This is a genomic window from Mycolicibacterium sp. 624 (assembly GCF_040548615.1).
In the GTDB taxonomy this organism is placed as follows: domain Bacteria; phylum Actinomycetota; class Actinomycetes; order Mycobacteriales; family Mycobacteriaceae; genus Mycobacterium.
This window is the reverse complement of sequence record NZ_JBEPRZ010000007.1, coordinates 116,920-132,802: the sequence shown is the minus strand read 5'-3', so window position 1 is coordinate 132,802 and position 15,883 is coordinate 116,920. Positions and strand designations below refer to the sequence as shown.

The 15,883-nt window shown below is 66.6% G+C and carries 14 protein-coding genes and 1 riboswitch; of the genes, 8 read left to right on the top strand and 6 right to left on the bottom strand.

Features of this window, described 5'->3' with window-relative positions:
- The first annotated feature begins 27 nt into the window (after positions 1–27).
- On the top strand, positions 28–666 hold the full coding sequence (locus ABIA65_RS25445) for a TIGR03086 family metal-binding protein (RefSeq protein WP_354525281.1): 639 nt from the start codon (positions 28–30) through the stop codon (positions 664–666).
- Between the two features lie 9 nt (positions 667–675).
- A complete protein-coding gene (locus ABIA65_RS25440; RefSeq protein WP_241400578.1) occupies positions 676–1,080 on the top strand; it encodes a VOC family protein in 405 nt (134 codons plus the stop codon).
- A 6-nt stretch (positions 1,081–1,086) separates the two neighbouring features.
- On the opposite strand, the gene ABIA65_RS25435 is transcribed toward ABIA65_RS25440, so the two are convergent.
- Positions 1,087–1,914 carry an exodeoxyribonuclease III gene (locus tag ABIA65_RS25435; protein WP_354525280.1) on the bottom strand — a complete coding sequence of 276 codons (828 nt, stop codon included), beginning with the start codon at positions 1,912–1,914 and terminating at the stop codon, positions 1,087–1,089.
- 12 nt (positions 1,915–1,926) lie between these two features.
- Positions 1,927–2,346, bottom strand: coding sequence for a hypothetical protein (locus ABIA65_RS25430; protein WP_354525279.1), 420 nt, complete (start codon positions 2,344–2,346; stop codon positions 1,927–1,929).
- Between the two features lie 114 nt (positions 2,347–2,460).
- Here ABIA65_RS25430 and ephH point away from each other — a divergent pair, with 114 nt between their 5' ends.
- A complete protein-coding gene (ephH, locus tag ABIA65_RS25425; protein ID WP_354525278.1) occupies positions 2,461–3,303 on the top strand; it encodes an epoxide hydrolase EphH in 843 nt (280 codons plus the stop codon).
- On the opposite strand, the gene ABIA65_RS25420 is transcribed toward ephH, so the two are convergent.
- Entirely contained in the window at positions 3,300–5,537 is a 2,238-nt protein-coding gene (locus ABIA65_RS25420) for an NADP-dependent isocitrate dehydrogenase (RefSeq protein ID WP_354525277.1), read from the bottom strand. The genes ephH and ABIA65_RS25420 overlap by 4 nt on opposite strands.
- A 183-nt stretch (positions 5,538–5,720) precedes the next feature.
- Positions 5,721–5,857: riboswitch (SAM riboswitch) on the top strand.
- Positions 5,858–6,005: 148 nt separating this feature from the next.
- Between ABIA65_RS25420 and ABIA65_RS25415 the strand changes: the two genes are divergently transcribed.
- The 3 genes from ABIA65_RS25415 to ABIA65_RS25405 are packed head-to-tail and all read left to right on the top strand — an operon-like array spanning position 6,006 to position 9,230.
- Positions 6,006–7,361, top strand: a complete 1,356-nt coding sequence (locus tag ABIA65_RS25415) for a bifunctional o-acetylhomoserine/o-acetylserine sulfhydrylase (protein ID WP_241400583.1) — start codon at positions 6,006–6,008, stop codon at positions 7,359–7,361.
- A 13-nt stretch (positions 7,362–7,374) separates the two neighbouring features.
- Positions 7,375–8,505 carry a homoserine O-acetyltransferase MetX gene (metX, locus tag ABIA65_RS25410; protein WP_241400584.1) on the top strand — a complete coding sequence of 377 codons (1,131 nt, stop codon included), beginning with the start codon at positions 7,375–7,377 and terminating at the stop codon, positions 8,503–8,505.
- A complete protein-coding gene (locus tag ABIA65_RS25405) occupies positions 8,502–9,230 on the top strand; it encodes a class I SAM-dependent methyltransferase (protein WP_241400585.1) in 729 nt (242 codons plus the stop codon). The genes metX and ABIA65_RS25405 overlap by 4 nt, the downstream gene beginning before the upstream one ends.
- On the opposite strand, the gene ABIA65_RS25400 is transcribed toward ABIA65_RS25405, so the two are convergent.
- From ABIA65_RS25400 to ABIA65_RS25390, 3 genes are all read right to left on the bottom strand, one after another.
- Entirely contained in the window at positions 9,194–10,726 is a 1,533-nt protein-coding gene (locus tag ABIA65_RS25400; protein ID WP_354525276.1) for an FAD-dependent monooxygenase, read from the bottom strand. The two genes, ABIA65_RS25405 and ABIA65_RS25400, sit on opposite strands and share 37 nt — an antisense overlap.
- Positions 10,723–11,349 (bottom strand): TetR/AcrR family transcriptional regulator, encoded by a 627-nt coding sequence (locus tag ABIA65_RS25395; RefSeq protein WP_241400587.1) that lies wholly within the window; start codon positions 11,347–11,349, stop codon positions 10,723–10,725. The genes ABIA65_RS25400 and ABIA65_RS25395 overlap by 4 nt, the downstream gene beginning before the upstream one ends.
- Positions 11,350–11,469: 120 nt before the next feature.
- Positions 11,470–13,320, bottom strand: a complete 1,851-nt coding sequence (locus tag ABIA65_RS25390) for a sigma-54-dependent Fis family transcriptional regulator (RefSeq protein ID WP_502919615.1) — start codon at positions 13,318–13,320, stop codon at positions 11,470–11,472.
- Between the two features lie 172 nt (positions 13,321–13,492).
- On the opposite strand from ABIA65_RS25390, the gene ABIA65_RS25385 reads away from it, so the two are divergent.
- Both ABIA65_RS25385 and ABIA65_RS25380 read left to right on the top strand, forming a co-directional pair.
- The gene (locus ABIA65_RS25385; RefSeq protein WP_354525274.1) at positions 13,493–15,406 is read left to right on the top strand and encodes a hydantoinase/oxoprolinase family protein; all 1,914 of its coding nucleotides are present in this window, start codon (positions 13,493–13,495) and stop codon (positions 15,404–15,406) included.
- Between the two features lie 29 nt (positions 15,407–15,435).
- Complete coding sequence (locus ABIA65_RS25380; RefSeq protein WP_241400590.1) at positions 15,436–15,864, top strand: acetone carboxylase subunit gamma; 429 nt, start codon at positions 15,436–15,438, stop codon at positions 15,862–15,864.
- The last annotated feature ends 19 nt before the right edge of the window (positions 15,865–15,883 follow it).

The following is a 15,883-nucleotide window of genomic DNA, read 5'->3' as shown; positions in this document are numbered from 1 at the left end:
TCATACGCTTGCGCTTATCGTAAGCGCATGCCTACATTTACTGCGCAACACCGCACCGCGGTCCTCGCCTCCGTCGACGTCGTCAACACCGTCCGCCCCACCGACCTGCACCTGGCCACCCCGTGCGCGGGTTGGACGCTGGCCGACCTGCTCGCCCACATGACCGTGCAGCACCACGGGTTCGCCGCGGCCGCCCGCGGCGTGGGCGCTGATCCGAACGTGTGGCGCGTGGAGAACGTCGTCGAGGCGGTGACTGCCGACCCGGCCGGCACCTACGCCGCCGCGGCGCACGACGTGCTGGACGCATTCGCGGCCGACGGCACGGATGAAGCACCGTTCGCCCTGCCCGAGTTCGGCCCCGACGCGGTCGTCCCCGGCGCGACGGCGAAGGGCTTTCACTTCGTCGACTACGTGGTGCACGGCTGGGATGTGGCGGCCTCGCTCGGCGTGCCCTTCGAACTGCCAGCCGACGTCATCGAGGCGGTGCTGCCGATCGTGATGGCGGTGCCCGACGGCGAGTTCCGCACCCAAGCCGACTCACCGTTCGCGCGGGCCGTCGAGTCTGAGAGCGCAGACGATTCCGATCGGATCCTGCGCCACCTCGGACGCCGACCGGATTGGCACCCGAATTGCGAAACCTCACCGCCGGTCCGCTCCGGGGGCTAAGCAGGGAACATGTCCGACACAACGTTTGCTCCCCTGGCCCACGTGGCAGTCACGGTCCGCGACCTCGCGGTGAGCGTGCCCTGGTATCGAGCGCTCATCGGCGCCGACCCCGTGCTCGACGAGGACACCGACGGCGGGTTTCGCCACGTCGTGTTCCTGATCGGCGACGGCATGCTGTTCGGCCTGCATCAGCACAAGACACCCGCGCCGGACGGCGATTTCAGCGAGTACCGAGTCGGCCTGGACCACGTCGGGTTCGGCTGTCCAAACAGGGCAGCGCTCGAGGAGTGGGCGACCAAGCTGGACGCACTCGGCATCAAGCACGGCGGCGTGGTCGACGCCGGTTACGGGTCAGGCCTAAGCTTCCGCGACCCCGATGGCATCGCCCTGGAGTTCTTCGCGCCCCCGGGCTGAGTGGCGCTACCCGGCGCCGTACTCGACGGTGACGGGTGCGTGGTCCGACCAGCGCAACGCGTACGCCTCGGCCCGCTCCACCCGGGCGGACACGACCCGCTTGGCCAGCCGCTCGTTCGCCAGCTGATAGTCGATGCGCCAGCCCGCGTCGTTGTCGAACGCCTTGCCTCGCCACGACCACCAGCTGTACGGGCCCGCGACGTCGGCGTGCAGCACCCGCACCACGTCCACCCAGCCGGTGGCCAGCAGATCGGTCAACCACTGCCGTTCGCTTGGCAGAAAGCCAGCCTTCTTCTGGTTGGCCTTCCATGCCTTGATGTCGAGTTCGGTGTGGCCGATGTTCCAGTCGCCGCACAGCACGGCGTCACGGTCCTTGCCCCGCAGGTCGGCCATCCGGGCGGCGACGGCGGCCATGAACCGCTCCTTCTCCAGCTGCCGGTCGGTCTCCGCCTCCCCGGTGGGGACATAGACACTCGCGACGGTCAGGTCGCCGGTGTCGACCTCCAGATAGCGGCCGTGCGCCTCGAACTCGTCGACCCCGTTCTCCACACCGGGCCCGATCTTGACCCGGGTGATGGCCTGACGGCTCAGCACGGCAACACCGTTGCGGCCCTTGATGTGCGGATCGGCCGACGCGAGGTGCCACCCGTCGGCCAGCGCGGGCGCCAACGCCTCGGCGAGTTGCTCGTCGTCGGCGCGGGTCTCCTGCAGGCACACCACGTCGGCCAGCGTGGTCTTCAGCCACGGCAGCAGCCCGAGGTTCTCCGGCGATCGCTCCTTGACGGCGGCGCGGATCCCATTGACGTTGATAGTGCTCACGATCGTCGATGTCATCAGCGAGAGACCCTAATCGAGGAGACCGACGTCCCCGAAGCGGCGGTGCAGTGACTGCCGCGATACCCCGAGCACCTGCCCGATCTCGCCCCAGGACAACCCCGCGGCGCGAGCGGCGCCGATGGCGTCGGCGTAGCGCCGTTTCGCGCGGTGGAGGTCGTCGCGAGCCTCGCCAAGCCTCCGCGCGCTCGCACCGCTGAGGACGTCGACGAGCACCGGATCGGGCTCAGTGGGCGCCGGTGTCCGCGGCTGTGGCTGTGGCTGCGGCTGCGGCTGCACGAACTCCTCGATGACCGCTCGATTGATGGCCGCGATCTCCGGGTCGGTGGCCCACCACGGTTGCGACTTCTCACTCGCCGGCTCAGCTGCCCCATCCACCACCATGAAGAGCACCACCTTTTGCGGGCCGTCAACATTTGATGACGTCAACACTTGATGACGCCTCACAAAATCATGTCCCGCCCCACCGACAGCGACACCGCGACGACACCGGCACCGCGACGACGCACCTTGCGGTACCGGCGGTATCACCTTAGTGTCGGCCGCATGCCAGAACGTGATCCCATCCACCTCGGGTCCGGCGAACCGATCCTGCTTCTGCACCCGTTCCTGTGCTCGCAGAACGTGTGGCGCACCGTGGCCGAGCAGCTCGCCGACGCCGGGCGCTTCGAGGTGTTCGCACCGACGATGGTCGGCCACAACGGCGGCGCCAGGGCCGGCAGCTTGTTCCTCGACACCGCCACCCTGGTCGACGACATCGAGCGCCGGATGGACCGGCTCGGCTGGGACACCGCCCACATCGTGGGCAACTCGCTGGGCGGCTGGGTCGCCTTCGAGCTGGAGCGGCGCGGCCGGGCCAGGACCCTGACCGCGATCGCCCCCGCCGGCGGCTGGGGCAAGCACGCACTCACGAAGTACGAGACGGTGCTGAAGTTCCTGCTCGGCGGACCGGCGCTCATCGCGGCGCGGCTCATGGGCCCCCGGATCCTCGATCTGCCCTTCGCCCGCCGCCTGGCGACGCTGCCCGTCAGCGGTCCAGCCGACGGGCCCAGCCAACCCGATCTCATTGCCCTGGTCGAGGACGCGACGCACTGCACCGCCTACGTGCAGCTGATGGTCAAGACACTGCGGCTACCGGGCCTGCTGGAGCTGGCCAAGGTCGCGGCGCCGACGCACCTGGTGCTGTGCGAGAAGGATCGGGTGTTCCCCAGCCCTCGCGGCACCCGCTACTTCGTCGACAACCTGCCGCAGGAGGCCCAGCTGACTCGGCTCGAGGGGCTTGGCCACATTCCGATGCTGGAGGCACCCGGCCGCGTCACCGAGCTGATCGCCGACTTCGTCGACGCCCACACCGTGCCCGAGCGCGCCGAGGTACCGCCGACCGGTTAGCCGTTGGATGCCTCCAGCACCGAGTTGAACGTCTTGCTCGGCCGCATCACCGAAGCGGTCTTCTCCCGATCGGGGTAGTAGTACCCACCGATGTCGACGGACTCGCCCTGCACCTCGTTGAGTTCGGCAACGATGGCGTCCTCGTTCTCCGCCAGCGCCTTGGCGAGCGGCGCGAAGTGCTCGGCCAACTCCTTGTCCTCGCTCTGCGCGGCGAGTTCGGCCGCCCAGTACATGGCGAGGTAGAACTGGCTGCCACGGTTGTCGAGTTCACCGGTCTTGCGCGACGGGTTCTTGTCGTTGTCCAACAGCTTCCCGGTCGCGGCGTCCAGCGTCTTGGCGAGGATCGTCGCGCGCGGGTTGTCGGCCTTCTTGCCGAGGTCCTCCAGGCTGACTGCCAGCGCGAGGAACTCGCCGAGCGAATCCCAGCGCAGGTGATTCTCCTCGATCAGCTGGCTGACGTGCTTGGGGGCCGAACCGCCCGCCCCGGTCTCGTACAGACCACCGCCGGCCATCAGCGGAACGATCGACAGCATCTTGGCGCTGGTGCCGAGTTCCAGGATCGGGAACAGGTCGGTGAGGTAATCGCGCAGGATGTTGCCGGTCGCGGCGATGGTGTCCTGCCCGCGGCTTACTCGCTCGATGGTGTACCGCATGGCCCACACCTGCGGCATGATCTGGATGGTCAGACCCTCGGTGTCGTGGTCCTTCAGGTACTTCTTGACCAACGTGCGCAGCTCATTCTCATGCGGACGCTCGGTGTCCAGCCAGAACACCACGGGCATGCCGGAGTCGCGAGCCCGCGTGACGGCCAGCTTCACCCAGTCCCTGATCGGTGCGTCCTTGACGATCGGCATGCGCCAGATGTCGCCCTCTTCGACGTTCTGTGTGAGCAGCACCTCGCCGGTGTCGTTGTCGACGATGTTGGCGACACCGTCGGAGGGGATCTCGAACGTCTTGTCGTGGGAGCCGTACTCCTCGGCCTTCTGCGCCATCAGACCGACGTTGGGGACGGTGCCCATGGTCGTCGGGTCGAACTGGCCGTGGGTCTTACAGAAGTTGATGATCTCCTGGTAGATGCGCGAGAACGTCGACTCGGGGTTGACGGCCTTGGTGTCCTTGGTTCGTCCGTCAGCCCCGTACATCTTGCCGCCGAGGCGAATCATCGCGGGCATCGAGGCATCGACGATGACGTCGCTGGGCGAGTGGAAGTTCGAGATGCCCTTGGCCGAGTCCACCATGGCCAGCTCGGGACGGTGCTCGTGGCACGCGTGCAGATCTCGGATGATCTCCTCGTGGAGCGAGGCGGGCAGCGACTCGATCTTGTCGTACAGATCGGACAGCCCGTTGTCGACGTCGACGCCCAGCTCGTCGAACAGCTTCTGGTGCTTGGCGAAGGCGTCCTTGTAGAAGATCTTCACCGCATGGCCGAAGACGATGGGGTGGCTGACCTTCATCATCGTGGCCTTGACGTGCAGGGAGAACATCACGCCGGTCTTGTAGGCGTCCTCCATCTGCTCCTCGTAGAAGTCGCAGAGGGCCTTCTTGCTCATGAACATGCTGTCGATGACGTCGCCCTTGTCCAACGACACCTCGGGCTTGAGCACGATGGTCTCGCCACCGGTCGTCAGCAGTTCCATCCGCACCTTGCGCGCGCTGTCCAGCGTCATCGACTTCTCGCTGTGATAGAAGTCGCCGTGCTTCATGGTCGCCACGTGGGTGCGCGAGGCCTGTGACCAAGGACTCATGCTGTGCGGGTGCTTGCGCGCGTACTCCTTGACCGCCTTGGGTGCGCGACGATCCGAGTTGCCCTCGCGCAGCACAGGGTTCACCGCACTGCCGAGGCACTTGCCATAGCGCGCCTTGATCGTCCGCTCCTCGTCGGTCTTCGGCTCACCGGGGAACTCCGGCAGGTCATAGCCCTTGCTCTTCAGCTCCTTGATGGCGGCCAGGAGCTGAGGCACCGAGGCGCTGATGTTCGGCAGCTTGATGATGTTGGTGTCCGGCAACTGCGTCAGCTCACCCAGTTCGGCCAGGTTGTCCGGCACGCGCTGCTCTTCGGTCAGGTAGTCGGAGAACTCGGCAAGGATGCGCGCCGCCACCGAGATGTCACTCGTCGTGACATCGATGCCGGCCGCCTCGGCGAAGGTCTGCACGATCGGCAGAAAGGCGTACGTCGCGAGCAGCGGAGCCTCGTCGGTCAGCGTGTAGATGATGGTGGGCTGCTTGGCAGTCAAGGGTCACTCTCCTGGCATCACGGACGTAAGTATTCAGAACATAAGTATCGCTTCGGTTCCGAACCTACGCGTAGGCGACGGGTCGGCAGGAGGCTCCCCCGCGGTCCGCGGAGTCGGCTCACCGACCGTCCTCACCAGCAACCTACTGGCACGGGATCACGGTCGTGAGTTAGGCTTCGTATCGGTCATGAGTGCCAGCGTCAAGCCCCGGCTCGCTGGCCGGCAACCCTCCAACCGCGGTGGGGTGCCCCGGGTGATTGACCAGGTTGGGTAGCTGACTGGTTGTGAAACGACAGTCGGCCACACGGCAAGCGCGGGTCCGCAGTCAACGGACCCCCCGAGAGAACAGGGAAACCTGATGTGGAGGCCCGTCATGTGTGCGTGTCGTTGATCTCGCCCAAAAACCCAGATCACTTGCGTGCGCTCGCCATCGCGACGCGCCGCACACCTCGCTAGGAGATCTACCCCATGACCGACCCGGAAAGAGCAGCCAACCCCGAAGCGGATCCGAGTGCCAACTGGTCTTTCGAGACCAAGCAGGTGCATGCCGGCCAAACCCCCGACATCGCCACCAACGCGCGCGCACTGCCGATCTACCAGACGACGTCGTACACGTTCAACAGCACCGAACACGCCGCGGCGCTGTTCGGACTGGCCGAACCCGGCAACATCTACACCCGCATCATGAACCCGACGACCGACGTCGTCGAGCAGCGCGTCGCCGCACTCGAGGGCGGCGTCGCGGCGCTGTTCCTGTCGTCCGGCCAGGCCGCGGAGACCTTCGCGATCCTCAACCTCGCCAGCGCGGGTGACCACATCGTGTCCAGCCCCCGACTGTACGGCGGCACGTACAACCTGCTGCACTACACGCTGCCCAAGCTCGGCATCGAGACCACCTTCGTCGAGAACCCCGACGACCTGGACTCCTGGCGCGCCGCCGTGCAGCCCAACACCAAGGCGTTCTTCGCCGAGACGATCTCCAACCCGCAGATCGACATCCTCGACATCCCCGGCGTCGCGTCGGTGGCCCACGACAACGGCGTGCCACTGATCGTCGACAACACCATTGCGACGCCCTACCTGATCCAGCCGATCAGCCACGGCGCCGACATCGTGGTCCACTCGGCGACCAAATACCTCGGTGGCCACGGCTCGGCGATCGCAGGCGTGATCGTGGACGGCGGCACGTTCGACTGGACCCAGGGCCGCCACCCCGGTTTCACCACCCCCGACCCGAGCTACCACGGCGTGGTGTTCGCCGAACTCGGCGCGCCCGCCTACGCGCTCAAGGCCCGCGTGCAACTGCTGCGCGACCTCGGCTCGGCTGCGTCGCCGTTCAACGCGTTCCTCATCGCCCAGGGCATAGAAACGCTGAGCCTGCGCGTTGAACGCCACGTGTCCAACGCGCAGAAGGTGGCCGAGTTCCTGGTCGGCCACGACGACGTGGTGTCGGTGAACTACGCCGGCCTGCCGACGTCGCCCTGGTACGAGCTGGGTAAGAAGCTGGCGCCCAAGGGGACCGGCGCGGTGCTGGCGTTCGAGCTGGCCGGCGGCATCGAGGCGGGCAGGGCGTTCGTCAACGCCCTGACACTGCATAGCCACGTGGCCAACATCGGTGACGTCCGCTCACTGGTCATCCATCCGGCCTCGACGACACACGCCCAGCTCTCACCCGAGGAGCAGTTGGCCACCGGCGTGACCCCCGGCCTGGTACGGCTGGCGGTCGGCATCGAGGGCATCGACGACATCATCGCCGACCTCGAGCAGGGCTTCGTCGCCGCCAAGGCATTCTCCGGTGCGGCTCACACCGTGCCGTCGGTGTGAGTGCGGAGACGACATGACCACCTTCGACATACTGAGCGACGTGCCGACAGTCCTGCCCTCTGACGGAGACACCGGCGTCGTCAACATCGGTGCGCTGAAGCTGGAGAGCGGCATAGTCCTGCCCGACGTCTCGATCGCCGTGCAGCGCTGGGGCGAGCTCTCCCCCGAACGCGACAACGTGGTCATGGTGCTGCACGCCCTCACGGGCGACTCGCACATCACCGGACCGGCCGGACCGGGCCATCCCACGCCGGGCTGGTGGGACGGTATCGCCGGACCGGGAGCCCCGATCGACACCGACCGCTGGTGCGCGATCGGCACCAACGTCCTGGGCGGCTGCCGCGGCTCGACAGGCCCGAGTTCGATTGCCCCGGACGGCAAACCGTGGGGCTCACGGTTCCCCGCCATCACGGTGCGCGATCAGGTCAACGCCGATCTCGCCGCACTCGCCGCGCTCGGCATCACCCAGGTGGCTGCCGTTGTCGGTGGGTCCATGGGTGGCGCGCGGGCGCTGGAGTGGGTCGTCGGCCATCCCGACACCGTGCGGGCCGCGCTGGTCCTGGCCGTCGGGGCACGCGCCACCGCCGACCAGATCGGCACGCAGTGCACCCAAGTGGCGGCCATCAAGGCCGACCCCGAGTGGCAGGGCGGCGACTACCACGGCACCGGGCGGACACCGCACGTCGGCATGGAGATCGCGCGCCAGTTCGCCCACCTGACCTATCGCGGTGAGGAAGAACTCGACGAGCGCTTCGGCAACGACGGACAGGACGACGAGCGGCCGACCGAGGGCGGCCGGTACGCGGTGCAGAGCTATCTGCAGTACCAGGGGGGCAAGCTAGCCCGCCGGTTCGACGCCGGCACCTACGTGGCGCTGACCGACGCGCTCAGCAGTCACGACGTCGGCCGGGGTCGAGGCGGCGTGCGCGCCGCGCTGGTTGGCTGCCCGCGTCCGGTGATCGTCGGCGGCATCACGTCTGATCGGCTCTACCCGCTGCGTCTGCAGCAGGAGCTGGCGGAGCTGCTGCCCGGCTGTACGGGCCTCAACGTCATCGACTCGGCCTACGGCCACGACGGCTTCCTGGTCGAGACCGACGCTGTGGGCGAACTCATCCGGCAGACACTGAAATTGGCGTCGAAGTGACCGACGCCAACCCCACCCGTTCACTGTCATTCGGTGCGCAGGCGGCGGCCTACGAGCGCGGTCGACCCTCATATCCTCCCGAGGCGATCGACTGGCTGCTGCCCTCGGGGGCTCGCGATGTGCTCGACCTCGGAGCGGGTACCGGCAAGCTGACCGTGCGGCTCGTCGAACGCGGCCTGAACGTGTTCGCGGTTGACCCGATCCCCGAGATGCTCGAAGTGCTCAGCGGATCGCTGCCCGAAACGCCGGCGCTCCTGGGCACGGCCGAGGAGATTCCGCTGCCTGACGACAGCGTCGACTCCGTTCTGGTGGCCCAAGCCTGGCACTGGTTCGATCCCGAGCGCGCCGTCAAGGAGGTCGCCCGAGTGCTGCGTCCCGGAGGACGGCTCGGGCTGGTGTGGAACACCCGCGACGAGAGACTGGGCTGGGTCAAGGATCTGGGCCACATCATCGGCCACGACGAGGCCTCTCACCACAACGTGTCGCTGCCCGACGCGTTCTCCGATGTGGAGCGCCACCATGTCGAGTGGACCAGTTACCTGACGCCGCAGGCACTCATCGACCTGGTGGCATCGCGTAGCTACTGCATCACCTCACCGGCCGACGTGCGCACCCGCACGCTGGACCAGGTTCGCGAACTGCTGGCCACCCACCCGGCATTGGCGAACTCGAGCGGATTGGCCCTGCCCTACGTGACGGTCTGCATCCGCGCCACGCTGACCTGACCGAACCAGCGGGTCGCCGCGGCCGTCAGTCGCTGCGCGTCCTCTGGTTCGAAGGTGTCCGCCGCCCAGGCGACATAGCCGTCTGGCCGGATCAGCAGCGCGGCCGCGGGGGGCGACGCCATCGTGCCGCGCACCACCTCGATCCGGTCGTGCGACAGCGTGACGCCGCCGGACAGGTCCAGCAGAACCGGGCGCGCTGAGTGCAACATGCCGGCGACGCGACGACCGTCGTCGAGCACGAGGTCGGGCACCAAGTAGCCCGACAGCGGGTGATCGTCTCCGATGTCGTAGCGGACGTCCGATCCGGCCAACAGGTTCGCGATGTGAGTCGACCCGTCCGGCGTGGACAGCAGCTCGCCGAAAAGCGCTCGCAGCGCCACGACTTCGGGGCCTGCTGCCATCAGGGCGGCCTGAGCCATCGAATGCATCATCACGCGCTGACCGGCCGGGTACCGCTCGGCGTGATAGCTGTCCAGCAGCCCAGGCTGGGCCCACCCATAGATCGCCGCAGCCAACTTCCAGCCCAGATTCATCGCGTCCTGCATCCCCAGGTTCAGGCCGGGACCGCCCATCGCGGAGTGCACATGGGCGGCATCCCCCACCAGAAACACATTCCCGGCCCGGTACCGGTCGGCCTGCCGGGTGTTCTGACCGTTGATGCGTCGTAATGCGTGCGGCCCAGGGCCCGTCGGCGGCTCAATCGGCACATCGACACCGAGCACCCGCCCGACACTCTCGCCTAGTTCGGCGATGGTCAACGGCGGTGCGTCGTCGGGCAGCAAGGTGCCGTACTCGATTGTCCCGACCATGGGACGACCTGGCTCAAACTCGGCATAGATGAGTACGCCGCTATCGAATCTGTTGTGCCCAAACGGGAGACGTCCGACCCCAGGAATGTCGATACCACCGTCTCCGGTGCGTAGCTCATCGGGAATGCTGACGTGAGCCAGACGCGCGACCAGATCCGTCGTCAGGCCTGGAAATTCGATGCCGACGCTCTTTCTGACCTGGCTTCGACCACCGTCAGCGCCGACGAGATAGGAGGTGTCAAGACCATAGCCGCCATCGGGTGACGCCACGGTCAGAGCGACGCCGTCGGGTCCGGGAGCGACACCTTCCAGCTCATGCCCCCAACGGATCTCGACACCCAACCCCAACACCCAGTCGATCAGGTGGCGCACCACTCGTGGTTGCTGAATCAGCATGCCGTACATCGGGTTGTCGGCCACATCGACGAACGGCACCTGCATGCCGGCGAAGAGGAAGCCGTTCATCGGTTGCGGTGGCTGGTCCGATCCGCTGAGCGTCCGGTAGAGATCACGCAGATCGAGCACCCGATTCGCCTGCCCGATAATCCCGTTTGCCTTCAGTTCGGTGTCAGGGCCCGTCAAGCGCTCAAGCACGACTGGACGGATACCGGCCAGTGCCAGCTCTCCGGCTAGCAGCAGTCCGTTGGGTCCGGCGCCGGCGATGACGACGTCAACGGTCTCGGTCATGGCGCACCCCTCCGGTCCGGTTCGGGCAGTCCCGCGGCGACGGCCGCGAAACCGCTTCGCAGTAACGACGTGAATGCCACCGGCGGATCAGACGTCACGTACTGGTCCATCGCGGCATCGCCGACCGCCCGCACCACGGCGGCCACCAGCCGTGGGTACATATCGCGCTCGGGATCAGTGCCGGTCCGCTCGGCCAGCACTATGACCCACTCGTCGAACAGTCCGCGGAACGTCGCATCGCGAATCTCCGGAACCATGAGGAGTTTTCGGACCTCGGCGAGCTGCTTACGCGTCGGCAGCGCCATCTCCGCGCCGTACACGTCCGCGAAGTCGTCCTCCAACGGTTCGACCACGGACTCTACGATCGAGGTCCACAACGGCTCACTCGCGGGTCGGGCACTCAGGAGGTCAATGCTGCGCCGCATTCGCTCGACCTGGCGGTAGGCCAGCGCCTCGTACTTCCCGGTGAAGTAGTTGTTGAACGTGCGCAGCGAGACACCTGCCAGGGTGGCAATGTCCTCCCGCGTGACGCCATCGAGGCCGCGCTCGAAGACCAGTTCCAGGGCGGCGTCGCTCAGCGCCCGACGGGTGTCCGCCTTCTTGCGCTCTCGCAATCCAGTCATACTCACCACGATAGACATAATATTGCCTACTGTGCAAAATTCGCGGTCGGGCAATTCCCTACCGGGTCGTCACGACGCCATCAGGTCCCCGCACCATCGATCACCGAGACCGCGCTCGTCTCAGACGGTCGTAATGCCGTACTGCTTGAGCCGCCGGTACAGCGAGGAGCGCGCAAGTCCCAGCGCCCGGGCCGCGTGCACGCGATTGCCGCCGGCATCCTTCAACGCCGCGATCACGGCATCGCGGTCAGCTTCCTCAAGTGGGGATAGCGCCCGGCGGGCGGTGGTGTGGCAATAGCCGGGGAGGTCGGTTTCCTCGATCACACCCACCGGACGCTTCTTCAACGCGCTGGCCAGCGCCTCTTCAAGCTGGCGGACGTTGCGCGGCCAGGTGTAGCGCTCGATCAGACGCATCGCACCGGCCGATATGCGTACCCCCCGGTGCGGGGCCAGCTCGGCGAGCGCCCGAGTCACGATCTCGCCGAGGTCGGCGGACCGCTGCCGCAGCGGCGGTACGGTCACCGAGGTCTGGAAGTAAGGCAGCACTTCACAGAACGGCAGGCCCGAATCCGGACTGGCGTCGGACAGGGTGGCCGCGACGGTCACGGGCAAATCGGTATCCAGGGCCGCGAGCATGAAATTCCCCAGCCGCTCCACACCGTCGGTGCCCAGCTCGTCGATATTGCGGAAGATGTAAATGGTCGGAACGGCGGTGTCGGCGAACATCACAGCCGGGTCGTAGGCCGTGGCAGCGATATCAGCCGCGTCGAAGCTGACGCTTCGGCCGCCCTTCTGCAGGGCATGGAACACCTCGGTCAGCAGCGTGAACTTTCCAGCCCCGGTCTCGCCCATCACCAACAGGGCCTCGCGTCCACGCAGCCCCGCTTCGATGTTTGCGGCCGCCGCCCGCCACGATGCCGTCCTGCCCGCGGCGATCGGTGCGCGGTCCTCGGCCGGCCGGGCGACCAGGTTAGCGTTTCGGGGCCAGGGGCCTCCCACCGGGGGCGGCAGCATTCGGTCCTCGAGCGGTGCGTGTTGAACCTTGCCGTTTCGCGCAGCGGCGACGTCGGTAATGACCATCACCATGCCGGCGGTGTCGTTGCCCACCATGATCCGGCTACCGCGCATGCGCACGGTGATGCCGGACGGCACCTCGATCTGATCATCCACCGCGTCGTGACGGGCCATCAGGAAACGCACATGCTCCTGCAGCGACGTCTGATCCCCGGCGTCGAGCAGTTGCTGCGCCTGGGCATTCATCATCACCAGGTTGTCACCGACTGCCATCACCGCCGCACGCGATCGGGCGTCGGTACGCAGATAGGTGTCGAACAGCGCCTGCTGGCACTGACTGTGATCCACGAGGAGTCCGCGTTCGATGTGCTGTGCGGCCGAGCGGACCAGGGAGTGCATCAGCGGGCTCGAATGGTCGGCCAGGCTGGACATGTCGAGAACACCCTCGATGCGTCCGGTGATCGGGTCGCGGATCGGCGCGCCGGCACACGAGAAGATTTGCAGGGCGTCCACATAATGCTCGGGGCCCTGGATGTGAACCGCCTGTCCGGATTCGAGGACCGTGCCGATTCCGTTGGTACCGGTGTCGGTCTCGGCATAGCCGAATCCGCTGTTGAGCGAGACATTGTCGAGAAGCAGGCCGATGGTGCGTGAGGTGTCGGTGCGGCTCAAGATCCGCGCACGGTTGTCGGTCAAGGCAACACTGAGTGCCAGATCCGCCGTCTCGTCGATGAGGCGGGTGATTACCGGCGTCGCGCACCGGACGAGCCGCGATGCCACGTCCAGGTCGTCGTAGTAGTGCGGTGTCAACGCGGTGTTGCCCACTCCCGCGGACGCACTGCGCCGCCACGAGGCCGCTATGTGGTCGGGGACACCACCGTCGGCCTGAACGCCCGAATTGAGGAACTCTGCGCGCGCGGCCGCGATCAACAGTCGCCGGTCAGCCGAGTCTCCCATCGAGAACCTTCCAAAAAGTAGTGGTCGTCACATTGTCGCAGCAGTGTGGCGGGGCTCAAGTGTCCGACTTTTGGGACACCGAGGACCCCTGAGACATCCGTCACAGTCGTGGATAGCTCACGTGGATGACGACATGGCATCCACTCCGACCACTGGGGCCAAAGGGAGAGGCATGAATCACCTCATCAACATCGACAACGGTGGCACGCTCACCGATATCTGTGTCTGGGACGGGCATGGGTTCTCGTTCACCAAGACACTGACCACACCGTTCGATCTTTCCCAGTGTCTGTTCGACGGTATCGAGAAGGCCTCCGCCACGTTGTACGGCGAGAAGGACCTGGTCCGGCTCCTGCACCAGACGCAGCACATCCGCTACTCGACAACGCAGGGCACCAACGCCCTGGTGGAGCGGAAAGGACCGCCCATCGGCCTCATCGTCGAGGATCACGCCATCGTCGACGAACTGCGAGACAGTGCCGAGGCAGCGGCGCTCTTCGATGACCTAGTCGGTACGCGGGTCGCGACCGTCGACCTCACCCTGCCCGATAAGGATCTCGCGTTCGACCTTGTCCAGAAGGTCAACCAGCTGACCACCGACGGGGCCGCCCGCATCGTGGTGGTCGGTGATTCTCCCGAGTCGGAACAGACCCTGCGACACGTACTACTGCGCAAGTTCCCCCGGCACCTGCTCGGATCGGTACCACTGCTCTACAGCTGGGAACTGGTCGGTGACCGCCGCCGCGACCGGCGCAGTTGGTCGAGCATCCTGAACTCGTTCCTGCATCCGGTGATGGAGCGGTTCCTCTACCAGGCCCAGCACCGGTTGCGTGAGCACAAGGTGACCAACCCGCTGCTGGTGTATCGCAATGACGGCGCATCGTCGCGGGTCGCCAAGGCCATCGCGCTCAAGACGTACTCCTCCGGCCCGCGCGGTGGAATGGAGGGCACCCAGGCGCTGGCCAACAGCTACGGCCTGACCCACGTGTTGATGATGGATGTCGGGGGCACCACCACCGACGTCGGATCGGTGACCGGGGGTGAGATCGCGACCGCCGAGCGCGGCGCGGTTGGCAACATCCCGATCTCCTTCCCGATGAGCGACGTGGCCTCGGCCGGCGTCGGCGGCAGCTCGATCATCGGGGTCACAGACGGCCGGATCACTGTCGGGCCACGTTCGGTAGGTGCGGCACCCGGGCCGGCGTGCTTCGGTCTCGGCGGCCAGGAAGCCACTATTACCGATGTCAACCTGTTGCTCGGTGTCCTCGACCCCGGAACCTATCTCGACGGTCAGCTCCACCTGGACGCCGATCGGGCCCGGGCGGTGATCACCGAAACAGTCGCCCACCCGCTGGGAATCAGCCTCGATGAAGCGCTGCTGCGGATGGAGACGGCGTACTTCGAGACGATGGCGGCGGTCATCGCCGATCTTGCCCACGCGGAGACCACGCTAGCCGCGTTCGGCGGTGCCGGACCGATGAGCGCATGCGGGGCGGCTCGGCTCGCCGGTGTGAAGCGGGTCCTGATTCCGCGCTTGGCCGCGGTGTTCTCGGCCTTCGGGATCAGCTTCTCCGATATCGGGAAGTCCTATGCAGTCGGCGTCCCCGACGCAACTGCCGAATCGGCCGCCGCCATCTACGACGACATGATCGTGCGCGCCGAGCGGGACATGTTCCAGGAGGGCTACCAGCTTTCCGACTGCAACACCGAATGGATGCTCGCAGAGGAGACTCCGGAGGGTGACACCGTCGCGACGCGACCCTATCGACGCGGGGACCCCGTGGACGCCGGTAGCACTCGACTCTCCCTGCGTCTGGATGTCGTTGCGGCCCTGCCCCATCCGGTCCTGACCGACGACAGCTTGGTCGAATCCGTCGATGCGGTGCCGGACGGGGTTCGGGCGGTGCGGTCCGATTCCCACGGCGTCGACCAGATCAGTGTGTACCGCCTCGACGAGCAGGAGCCGGGCGCCCGGGCTGCCGGGCCGGCGATCGTCGAGGGGCCGTTCTTCACCGCCCGTGTCCCCGCCGGGTGGCAGTTGGATGTCACCTCCAACGGCGATCTCATCCTGACCGACACCCACTGACCTGCCCCACGGGCAGAAAGGAACCAATCATGCGAGTCCCAATGACCGAGTACCTGCTGATCGACCTGGACACCGAACGCTGGGTGTGCCGGGTGTGTGAGCGCGACCTCGGCGATGCGAACGGCAACTACAAGCCGGGAACCCTGGTCTACGACCGCGATCCGCGCGAGATCCACCAGCCGATCATCGATCCGGACCGTTACGAGTTCACGTTCTCTCCGGACCCGACGTACTGCCGGATCCTCGAGTTCTACTGCCCCGGCTGCGCGACTCAACTCGAGACCGAATACGTGCCGCCGGGCCACCCGCCGACGGTCGACATGGTCTTCGACGTCGAGGCCCTGCGCGAGCAGTGGCAACAGCGCGGACTCGACGCCGAGGCGGTCTTCAACTACGGGCCTGGCGAAGACGCGCAGAAGTACACCGCCCAACTCAAAGCCGCCGGCCAAATCCGCTGACCTGAAGGAGCTGTTGCAA

Excerpts from the sequence above, each read along its gene's own strand:
- ABIA65_RS25445 (WP_354525281.1), top strand. The coding sequence starts at position 28 with ATGCCTACATTTACTGCGCAACACCGCACCGCGGTCCTCGCCTCCGTC.
- ABIA65_RS25440 (WP_241400578.1), top strand. The coding sequence starts at position 676 with ATGTCCGACACAACGTTTGCTCCCCTGGCCCACGTGGCAGTCACGGTC.
- ABIA65_RS25435 (WP_354525280.1), bottom strand. The coding sequence starts at position 1,914 with ATGACATCGACGATCGTGAGCACTATCAACGTCAATGGGATCCGCGCC.
- ephH (WP_354525278.1), top strand. The coding sequence starts at position 2,461 with ATGCCAGAACGTGATCCCATCCACCTCGGGTCCGGCGAACCGATCCTG.
- ABIA65_RS25415 (WP_241400583.1), top strand. The coding sequence starts at position 6,006 with ATGACCGACCCGGAAAGAGCAGCCAACCCCGAAGCGGATCCGAGTGCC.
- metX (WP_241400584.1), top strand. The coding sequence starts at position 7,375 with ATGACCACCTTCGACATACTGAGCGACGTGCCGACAGTCCTGCCCTCT.
- ABIA65_RS25400 (WP_354525276.1), bottom strand. The coding sequence starts at position 10,726 with ATGACCGAGACCGTTGACGTCGTCATCGCCGGCGCCGGACCCAACGGA.
- ABIA65_RS25395 (WP_241400587.1), bottom strand. The coding sequence starts at position 11,349 with ATGACTGGATTGCGAGAGCGCAAGAAGGCGGACACCCGTCGGGCGCTG.
- ABIA65_RS25390 (WP_502919615.1), bottom strand. The coding sequence starts at position 13,320 with ATGGGAGACTCGGCTGACCGGCGACTGTTGATCGCGGCCGCGCGCGCA.
- ABIA65_RS25385 (WP_354525274.1), top strand. The coding sequence starts at position 13,493 with ATGAATCACCTCATCAACATCGACAACGGTGGCACGCTCACCGATATC.
- ABIA65_RS25380 (WP_241400590.1), top strand. The coding sequence starts at position 15,436 with ATGCGAGTCCCAATGACCGAGTACCTGCTGATCGACCTGGACACCGAA.